Annotated in this window: 5 protein-coding genes and 1 pseudogene; 4 read left to right on the top strand and 2 right to left on the bottom strand. The window is 69.0% G+C overall.

Going from position 1 to position 9,539, the window contains the following annotated elements; all coding sequences use genetic code 11:
* From JWP60_RS13855 to JWP60_RS13840, 4 genes and pseudogenes are all read left to right on the top strand, one after another.
* Nucleotides 1-308, top strand: a pseudogene (locus tag JWP60_RS13855) (hypothetical protein); the annotation flags it as partial.
* Nucleotides 305-3,493, top strand: a complete 3,189-nt coding sequence (locus JWP60_RS13850) for an efflux RND transporter permease subunit (protein WP_299792196.1) — start codon at nucleotides 305-307, stop codon at nucleotides 3,491-3,493. The pseudogene JWP60_RS13855 and the gene JWP60_RS13850, both read left to right, overlap by 4 nt.
* Before the next feature lie 13 nt (nucleotides 3,494-3,506).
* Complete coding sequence (locus JWP60_RS13845) at nucleotides 3,507-6,869, top strand: efflux RND transporter permease subunit (RefSeq protein WP_299792193.1); 3,363 nt, start codon at nucleotides 3,507-3,509, stop codon at nucleotides 6,867-6,869.
* 7 nt (nucleotides 6,870-6,876) lie between these two features.
* The gene (locus JWP60_RS13840) at nucleotides 6,877-8,307 is read left to right on the top strand and encodes an efflux transporter outer membrane subunit (RefSeq protein ID WP_299792190.1); all 1,431 of its coding nucleotides are present in this window, start codon (nucleotides 6,877-6,879) and stop codon (nucleotides 8,305-8,307) included.
* Nucleotides 8,308-8,325: 18 nt separating this feature from the next.
* On the opposite strand, the gene JWP60_RS13835 is transcribed toward JWP60_RS13840, so the two are convergent.
* Nucleotides 8,326-8,607, bottom strand: a complete 282-nt coding sequence (locus JWP60_RS13835) for a hypothetical protein (RefSeq protein ID WP_299792187.1) — start codon at nucleotides 8,605-8,607, stop codon at nucleotides 8,326-8,328.
* Between the two features lie 56 nt (nucleotides 8,608-8,663).
* Nucleotides 8,664-9,314, bottom strand: coding sequence for an endonuclease III (gene nth, locus JWP60_RS13830; RefSeq protein WP_299792185.1), 651 nt, complete (start codon nucleotides 9,312-9,314; stop codon nucleotides 8,664-8,666).
* Nucleotides 9,315-9,539 lie beyond the last annotated feature (225 nt).

Genomic DNA, 9,539 nt, shown 5'->3' with positions numbered 1-9,539 from the left:
CCTCGGCCGCCCGGGCCACGCCTCGGCAGGGCCCCGGGGCGGCGGGCGCGAACAGCGTGGCCGGGCGCACCGCGCCTGCCGCGATGGGCGCCAATGGCCCGGCCGGCACGAACGCAGGCACAAGCGGTGACGCGAGCGCGGGGATCGGGCAGGGCGATGCCGGCAACCGCGGGCAGAACCTCACGCCGGAACAGCGCGCCGCCCGCGTGGCCGAGTTCCAGAAGCTCACGCCCGAAGAGCGCGACCAGCGGCGCAAGGAACGGCAGGCGGCACGCGCTGCGGCCAGCGGGCAGCAGCAGGCGCAATGAGTCCATCACGTCCCTTCATCCTGCGGCCGGTGGCCACCTCGCTGCTGATGGTGGCGATCGTGCTGGCGGGCCTGCTTGGCCTGAAGCTGTTGCCGCTGTCCGCGCTGCCGCAGGTCGATTACCCGACCATCCAGGTGCAGACGCTGTATCCGGGCGCCAGTCCCGAGGTGATGTCGCAGACCGTCACCGCGCCGCTCGAGCGACAGTTCGGCCAGATGCCGGGGCTCTCGCGCATGGGGTCCACCAGCGCGGCCGGGGTCTCCATCGTCACGCTGCAGTTCACGCTCGGCCTGGCGCTCGACGTCGCCGAGCAGCAGGTGCAGGCCGCGATCAATGCCGGCGCCTCGCTGTTGCCGGCCGACCTGCCGGCGCCTCCGACCTATGCCAAGGTGAACCCGGCCGACGCGCCGGTGCTGACGCTGGCGATCACCTCCTCGACGCTGCCGCTCACCGAGGTGCGCAACATCGTCGACACGCAGCTCGCGCTCAAGATCAGCCAGGTCAGCGGCGTCGGCCTCGTCACGCTGGCCGGCGGACAGCGTCCGGCCGTCCGCGTCCAGGCCGACACGCAGGCACTGGCCGCGATCGGCACCTCCATCGACACGCTGCGCACCGCGATCACCGCGGCCAACGCCAATGCCGCCAAGGGCAGCATCGACGGTCCGACCCGCTCGTACACCATCAACTCCAACGACCAACTGCTCACCGCGCAGGACTACGGCAACCTGGTGGTCGCCTTCAAGAACGGCGCGCCGGTGCGCCTGAGCGATGTCGCCAAGGTGGTGGAAAGCGCCGAGAACGTGAAGCTCGGCGCCTGGGCCGCCGAGGGCGGCAAGCAGGAGCCGGCCATCATCCTCAACGTGCAGCGCCAGCCGGGCGCCAACGTGATCGCCACGGTTGACGCGATCAAGCAGCGCCTGCCGCAGTTGACCGCGGGCCTGCCCGGCTCGGTGCAGGTCACGGTGCTGGCCGACCGCACCACCGGCATCCGCGCCTCGGTGGAGCACGTGGAGATGGAGCTGGTGCTCGCGGTGCTGCTGGTCGTGCTGGTGATCTTCTTCTTCCTGCACAGCCCGCGCGCCACGCTGGTGGCCAGCCTGTCGGTGCCGATCTCGCTGATCGGCACCTGCGGCGCCATGTACCTCCTGGGCTACAGCCTGAACAACCTGTCGCTGATGTCGCTGACCATCGCGACCGGCTTCGTGGTCGACGATGCCATCGTGATGATCGAGAACATCGCGCGCCACATGGAGAACGGCGACCCGCCGATGGAGGCCGCCCTGAAAGGCGCGGCGGAGATCGGCTTCACCATCATTTCGCTGACGGTCTCGCTGATCGCCGTGCTGATCCCGCTGCTGTTCATGAGCGAGGTGATCGGCCGGCTGTTCCGCGAATTCGCGGTGACGCTGTCGATCACCATCCTGATCTCCGCGGTCGTGTCGCTGACGCTGGTGCCGATGATGACGGCGCGCATGGTCGGCTCGCTCAAGCCGCCGGAACATGGCTTCGGCGCGCGGGTGCAGCGTCAGTTCGACCGGGTCGTCAACAAATACGACGGCGCGCTCACCTGGGTGCTGGAGCGCCAGAAGCTCACGCTGCTGGTGGCGCTGGGCACGCTGCTGTTCACCGTGCTGCTGTACATGGCCATTCCCAAGACCCTGTTCCCGGTCCAGGACACCGGCCAGTTGCAGGTGCGCGTGGAAGCGGCGCAGTCGATCTCGTACGGCCGCATGGCGCAGCTGCAGCAGGACGTGGCCCAGCGCATGATGCAGGACGGCTCGGTGCAGTCGATCGCCAGCTTCGTCGGCGTCGATGCCGCCAACAACACGATGCTGAACAACGGCAGCATGCTGGTCAACCTGAAGGACTCGCATGGCAACCTGCAGAGCCTGATGGACCGCCTGCGCCACGCGGGCGAGCAGGTGGCCGGCGCGAAGCTGTACCTGCAGCCGGTGCAGGACCTGACCATCGAGTCCGAAACCGGGCCGACGCTGTACCGCATGTCCGTGGAAGGCTCCGATCCCGTTGCGGTCGACGAGTACGCGCAGCGCATCGTCGACCGCCTCTCGCACGAGAAGGGGGTGACCGACGTGACGACGGACTCGGGCGCCACCGGCGCGGCGCTGTACGTCGACGTCGACCGCAGCACCGCCGCGCGCCTGGGCATCGCCTCGACCACGATCGACGAGGCCCTGTACAGCGCGTTCGGCCAGCGCATCGTCTCCACGATCTTCACCGAGACCAACCAGTACCGGGTGATCCTGGAGGCGCGCACCGACCAGCTGCCGGACATCAGCGACCTCTCCAACATCCAGTTGCTCAGCAGCACCGGCGATCCGGTGCCGCTGACCGCCGTGGCGCACATCAGCGAGCGGCGCGCGCCCCTGCAGATCACGCACGTGGCGCAGTACCCGGCTTCCACCATCGGCTTCAACACGGCGCCGGGCGTGGCGCTGGGCACCGCGGTGGACACCATCCACACCGCGCTGACGGAGCTGAACCTGCCGCCTACCGTGACGGTGACCTTCCTGGGCGCGGCGGGCGCGTACGAGACCTCGCTGTCCAACCAGCTGTGGCTGATCCTCGCGGCGGTGGTCTGCGTCTACATCGTGCTGGGCGTGCTGTACGAAAGCTACGTGCATCCGCTGACGATCCTCTCGACGCTGCCCTCGGCCGGCGTCGGCGCGCTGCTCGCCCTGATGCTCTCCGGCAACGGGCTGGGCGTGATCGGCATCATCGGCATCATCCTGCTGATCGGCATCGTCAAGAAGAACGCGATCATGATGATCGACTTCGCGCTGGAGGCCGAACGCGTGCAGGGCAAGTCGCCGCGCGAGGCGATCCACCAGGCGGCGCTGCTGCGCTTTCGCCCGATCCTGATGACGACGCTGGCAGCGCTGTTCGCGGCGGTCCCGCTGATGCTCAGCTTCGGGCAGGGCGCGGAGCTGCGGCGGCCCCTGGGCATCGCGATCTTCGGCGGGCTGATCGTCAGCCAGCTGCTCACGCTGTTCACCACGCCGGTGATCTATCTCGGCTTCGACAGCCTGGGCAACCGCTGGCGCAAGCGCGCGCGGCGCACCACGCCGGCCGAAGGCCACGGCGCCCCGCTCAATCCGCCCAAGGACGAACGCGCCGGCTACCTGCCGCCCACCGCGGGCGAGGGCGGCCCGGCCGGCGGCGAGTGAGCGAGGCGCCGGCATGAACCTCTCCTCGCCCTTCGTGCGCCGGCCCGTGGGCACGGTGCTGCTCACCATCTGGATCGCCATGGCCGGCGTCGCGGCCTTCTTCCTGCTGCCGGTGGCTTCGCTGCCGCAGGTGGACTATCCGGTGATCTCGGTGTCGGCCAACCTGCCGGGCGCCAGCCCGCAGACCATGGCCAGCAGCGTGGCGACACCGCTGGAGCGGCGGCTGGGCGTGATCGCCGGCGTCAACGAAGTGACTTCGAACAGCGGCAACGGCAGCACGCGCGTGACGCTGCAGTTCGACCTCAATCGCGACATCGACGCCGCGGCGCGCGAGGTGCAGGCCGCGATCAATGCGACCCGGGCCGACCTGCCGGCCACGCTGCGCAGCAACCCGACCTACCGCAAGGCCAACCCGTCGGCGGCGCCGGTGATCATCCTGGCGCTGACCTCGCCCTCGCGCACGCCGGGGCAGATCTATGACGTCGTCAACAACATCGTCCAGCAGAAGATCGCGCAGGTCCCCGGCGTCGGCGACGTGGAGCTCGGGGGCGGCTCGCAGCCGGCGGTGCGGATCGACCTGGTCCCGTTCTCGCTCAATCGCTACGGCATCGCGATGGAAGACGTGCGGGCGGCGGTGCAGGCGGGCACCGCCAACCGGCCCAAGGGGGATGTCACGGTGCGCGGCAACCGCCTGCAGATCTACACCGGCACCGCGGAGATGCCGAACAAGGGCAGGACCGCCTCGGACTACCGCGACCTGGTGATCGCCTGGCGCAACGGCGCCGCGGTGCGCCTGTCGGACGTCGCGGAGCTGAGCGACGGCGTCGAGAACATCAACACCATGGGCCTGTTCAACGGCCGGCCCGCGGTCGTCGTGCTGGTCACGCTGCAGCCGGGCGCCAACGTGATCGACACGGTCGACGCGGTGCGCGCACTGCTGCCCGAGCTGCAGGCGTCGATCCCCAAGGACATCGCGATCGAGGTCGCCTCGGACCGCACGTTCTCCATCCGCTCCTCGCTGCACGAGGTGGAGCTGACGCTGTTCATCGCGATCATCCTGGTGGTGCTGGTGGTGAGCGTCTTCCTGCGCAGCGCCCGCGCGACCTTCATCCCCGCGGTGGCCACGATCGTTTCCTTGCTCGGCACGCTGGGCATCATGTACCTCCTGGGCTTCTCGCTGAACAACCTGTCGCTGATGGCGCTCACGGTGGCCACCGGCTTCGTGGTCGACGACGCGATCGTGGTGCTGGAGAACACGGCGCGGCACATCGAGCAGGGCATGGACCGCTTCGAGGCGGCCTTGCTGGGCGCCCGCGAGGTGGGCTTCACGGTGCTGTCGATCAGCATCTCGCTGGTCGCCGTCTTCATTCCGCTGCTGTTCATGGGCGGCCAGGTCGGCCGGCTGTTCCGCGAGTTCGCGGTGTCGCTCTCGGCCGCGGTGATGATCTCGCTGCTGCTGTCGCTCACCGCCACGCCGATGATGTGCGCGTGGCTCCTGAAGCGCGACGCGCACGAGAAGCCGCCCAACCGCGTGGCGCGCTGGTTCGAATCCGGCTTCGCCCGGGTGCATCGCTTCTACGAGCTGAGCCTCGACTGGGCGCTGTCCGCGCAATGGCTCGTGCTGCTGATGCTGGTGCTGGTGATCGGGCTCAATGCATTCCTGTTCGTCCGCATTCCCAAGGGCTTCTTCCCGCAGCAGGACACGGGGCAGATCAACGGCGGCATCCGGGCCGACCAGAGCATCTCCTTCCAGCAGATGCAGGACAAGCTGCGGCAGCTGGTGGACATCATCCGGGCCGACCCGGCGGTCGACACGGTGGTGGCCTTCACGGGCGGCTCGCGCGCGGGCGGCGGCTTCCTCTTCATGACGCTCAAGCGCGGCGGCTCGAACGCACCGCGCGGCCAGGCGGTGATCGCACGCCTGCGGCCGCAGCTCGCCCGCGTGACCGGCGTGAGCCTGTTCCTGAACCCGGTGCAGGACGTGCGCATGGGCGGCCGCTCCAGCAACAGCACCTACCAGTACACGCTCAAGAGCGACAACGTCGCCGACCTCAAGTTGTGGGGCAACCGGCTGATGGAGGCCATGAAGCACCAGTCCGCGCTGATCGACCTGGACAGCGACCTGCAGGAGAACGGCATCGAGACCTTTGTCGACGTCGACCGCGACACGGCCTCGCGCATGGGCATCAACTCGCGCACCGTCGACAACGCGCTGTACGACGCCTTCGGGCAGCGCCAGGTGGCCACCATCTACGAGGAGCTGAACCAGTACAAGGTGATCATGCAGCTCGCCCCGCGCTACATCGGCAGTCCCGAGGCGCTCAAGAGCGTGTACGTGCCGGCGCTCAACACCGGGGCCGCGACCGTCCTGGCCAGCACCTTGACCGCGACGAATACTGCCACGACGACCAGCACGGGCACGAGCGCCGCGACGGCGGGCAGCACGGGCACCGGCACGACCGCCCCGGCCCCCAACACCGGCAGCGCGGGCGGGACCACCACCACCACCAGCAGCACGAGCGGCAGCAGCTCCGGCACCTCGGCCAACCTCTCCCTGCGCGACGCTTCCACCGGCAATGCCGTGGGCACCACCGCGGCCAGCATGGTGCCGCTGTCGGCGATCGCGCACTTCTCGGAGCGCCCGGCCGCTACCTCCGTGAACCACCAGGACGCCGAGCTCGCCGCGACCATCTCGTTCAACCTGGCCCAGGGCGCCACGCTGGCGCAAAGCCAGCAAGCGGTGCGCGCGGCGGAGGACGAGATCCACATGCCGATCAACGTGCGCGGCACCTTCCAGGGGACGGCGCGCCAGGCGCAGGAGACCAACCAGCAGCAGCCGCTGTTGATCCTGGCTGCGATCGTCGTGATCTACATCGTGCTGGGGGTGCTGTACGAAAGCCTGGTGCACCCGATCACGGTGCTGTCGACGCTGCCGTCGGCCGGCATCGGCGCGGTGCTGGCCCTGCTGATGTTCCACATGGAGTTCTCCATCATGGCGCTGATCGGCCTGTTCCTGCTGATCGGCATCGTCAAGAAGAACGCCATCCTGATCATCGACTTCGCGCTCGATGCCGAGCGCTCGCGCGGCCTGCCGCCGTACGAGGCGGTGCGCGAAGCCTGCCTGCTGCGCTTTCGCCCGATCCTGATGACGACGCTGGCCGCCATTCTCGGTGCCGTGCCGCTGGCCATCGGCTTCGGCGAGGGCGCGGAACTGCGCCAGCCTCTGGGCATCGCGATCATCGGCGGCCTGATCGCCAGCCAGGTGGTGACCCTGCTCACCACGCCGGTGGTCTACCTGCTGATGGACAAGCTGCGCCGCCGCAGCCCGAACGAGCGCCTCCTGGGACGCCATGGCGATGAGCTGCAAACGATCTGACCCGAGAATGAAAAGAACGAGCCTTCCCCCCCTGCGCACCGCGAGCCTCGCGCTCCTGATCCTGCTGACTGGCTGCGTCAACCTCGCGCCGCCTTACCAGGTGCCGGTCGTCGACACCCCGATTGCCTTCAAGGAAGGCAGCGGCGCCTGGGTGCCCGGAGCGCCGGCCGATGCCCTGGATCGCGGCGACTGGTGGACGCTGTTCGACGACCCGGTGCTGAACGACCTGGCCTCGCAGGTCGACTTCAGCAACCAGAACGTCGCCGCTGCGCTGGCGGCCTATGCGCTGGCGCGGGCGATCACGCGCGAGCAGCGGGCTGCCCTGTTCCCGCAGGTGAACCTGAACTCCAGCCACAACATCACCGGCGGCCCGGACCGCTCCACTACGCGCAGCTACCAGTTCAACATCGGCGCCAGCTGGGAGCCGGATGTGTTCGGCCGGCTGCACCTGGCCGTCGAAAGCGCGCAGGCAAGCCAGCAGGGCGCCGAGGCCGACATCGCTTCGGCCCGGCTGGCGGCGCAAGGGGAACTGGCCACCGACTACTTCAACCTGCGCCAGACCGATGTGGCGATCGGGCTGCAGCGGCAGACCATTGCCGGCTTCCAGCGCAGCCTGCAGATCACGCGCAACCGCTACGAAGCCGGCGTGGTGGCGCGCACCGACGTGCTGCAGGCGGAGAGCCAACTCGCCAGCAGCCAGGCCGACCTGCTGACGCTGGAGCGCCAGCGCGCCACCTTTGAACATGCGATTGCCGTGCTGGTGGGCAAGGCGCCCGCAAACTTCGCCCTGGCGGCGGATCCGAAGTGGTCGGTGCAGGTCCCCGGGGTCCCCGAGGAGATGCCCTCGACGCTCTTGCAGCGGCGCCCGGACATCGCCAGCGCGGAGCGCCAGGTCGCACAGGCCAACCTGCAGATCGGCGTGCAGCGCGCCGGCTATTTCCCGAGCTTCAACCTCACGGGCTCGATCAGCTCGGCGGCGAGCACCTTCGGCAATCTGTTCCGGGCTTCCAGCCTGGCGTGGGCCGTCGGCAGCAGCGTCGCCCAGACCCTGTTCGACGCCGGCGCAACGACGGCCCGGGTCGAGCAGGCACGCGCCTCCCTGAACCAGGCGGCTGCCCGCTATCGCCAGGTGGTGCTGACCGCCTTCCAGGACATCGAGGACCAGCTCGTGGCGCTGCGCACGCTGCGCGGGCAGCAGGGCCTGCGGCTCGAAGCGAGCCGCGCTGCCGACCTGGTGGAGCAGCAGACGCTGAACCGCTACCAGGTAGGCCAGATCAACTACACGGACGTGATCACCGCCCAGCAGAACGCCTTGGCCGCCCGCCGCGCTCTCGTGCAGGCGGAGATCGACCGCCAGCTCGCGGTGGTCGCGTTGATCCAGGGGCTGGGGGGCGGGTGGGGCGGACTCGGTACTACCGATACCAGTGCCCGCCTGTGAGAAGGCGCCCGGGTCTCCTCAGCCCTTCTCCGGCTCCGTGCCCTGCCCCAGCAGGGCGAGCATGCCGCCTTCGAGGGCTTCCATGTGCCGCGACAGTTGCGGCGTCGATTCCTTGGAAATCTTCATGTAGCCCTTGAAGCTGCGCAGCAGCGTGCCGCGGTCCGGGTGGTGCAGCAGCATGGTGGCCAATGCCGCCTGCAGCACCTGGACCTGCGCGGCGAGCATCATCTGGTTTTCGACCAGGCCCTGGATGCTCTGCGTGTGCACGTCGAGCATCTCCTTCAATTCCGTTTCGTCCATGCCGGCCTCTTTGCTTGCTGCCGGCGATTGTGACATCGGCGGGCAGGCTGCGAGGCTCAGGCGCGGACGGCGGGAGGCGGTGTCTTCGGCTGGTAGTCGCACCAGCGCGCCACCGCGCATTGCCAGCACTTGGGCAGTCGGGCCACGCACACATAGCGGCCATGCAGGATGAGCCAGTGGTGCGCGTCCTGCAGGTAGGCCCGGGGCACGCGCTCCATCAGGCGCTGCTCCACTTCCAGCGGCGTCTTGCCGGGGGCGAGGCCGGTGCGGTTGCTGACGCGGAAGATATGCGTGTCCACCGCCATCGCGTCTTCGCCGAAGGCGACGTTGAGCACCACGTTGGCCGTCTTGCGGCCGACGCCCGGCAGCGCCTCCAGCGCCTCACGCTCGCGTGGCACCTTGCCGCCATGCTGCTCCACCAGGATGCGGCAGGTCTCGATCAGATGCTTGGCCTTCATGCGATACAGGCCGATCGTCTTGATGTATTCCTTGAGGCCTTCTTCGCCCAGCGCCAGGATGGCCTGCGGCGTGTTGGCGACATGGAACAGCCGCCGCGTCGCCTTGTTCACCCCGGCATCGGTGGCCTGCGCCGACAGCAACACGGCCGCCAGCAGTTCGAACACGGTGCTGTATTCGAGCTCGCTCACCGGCATGGGGTTGGCGGCCTTGAGGGTGGCGAAGAAGGGCTCGATGTCCGCGGCTTTCATGCGTGGAGTGTATGGGCCCTGGGTGTGGTGGATGTCATCCCGGGCTCGACCTACTGCTGTCCGGAATCCCGCAGCATTGCTGCCTGGCCGTGGTCCACTTCCGCTGCGAGCACCAGGGCGGTCGCGCAAGACGCTGTGCGGTGCGGGCCCGCGGGGTGGCGTCCCGATCGCGTGAACGCGATCGGGCAGACCTGCGCTGGCCGGTCTTGCGGCCCACGCGAAGAA

This window comes from Ramlibacter sp. (assembly GCF_028291745.1).
Lineage (GTDB): Bacteria > Pseudomonadota > Gammaproteobacteria > Burkholderiales > Burkholderiaceae_C > Ramlibacter.
Note: the sequence above shows the minus strand (reverse complement) of the source record. Positions and strands in the feature narration are given on the sequence as shown.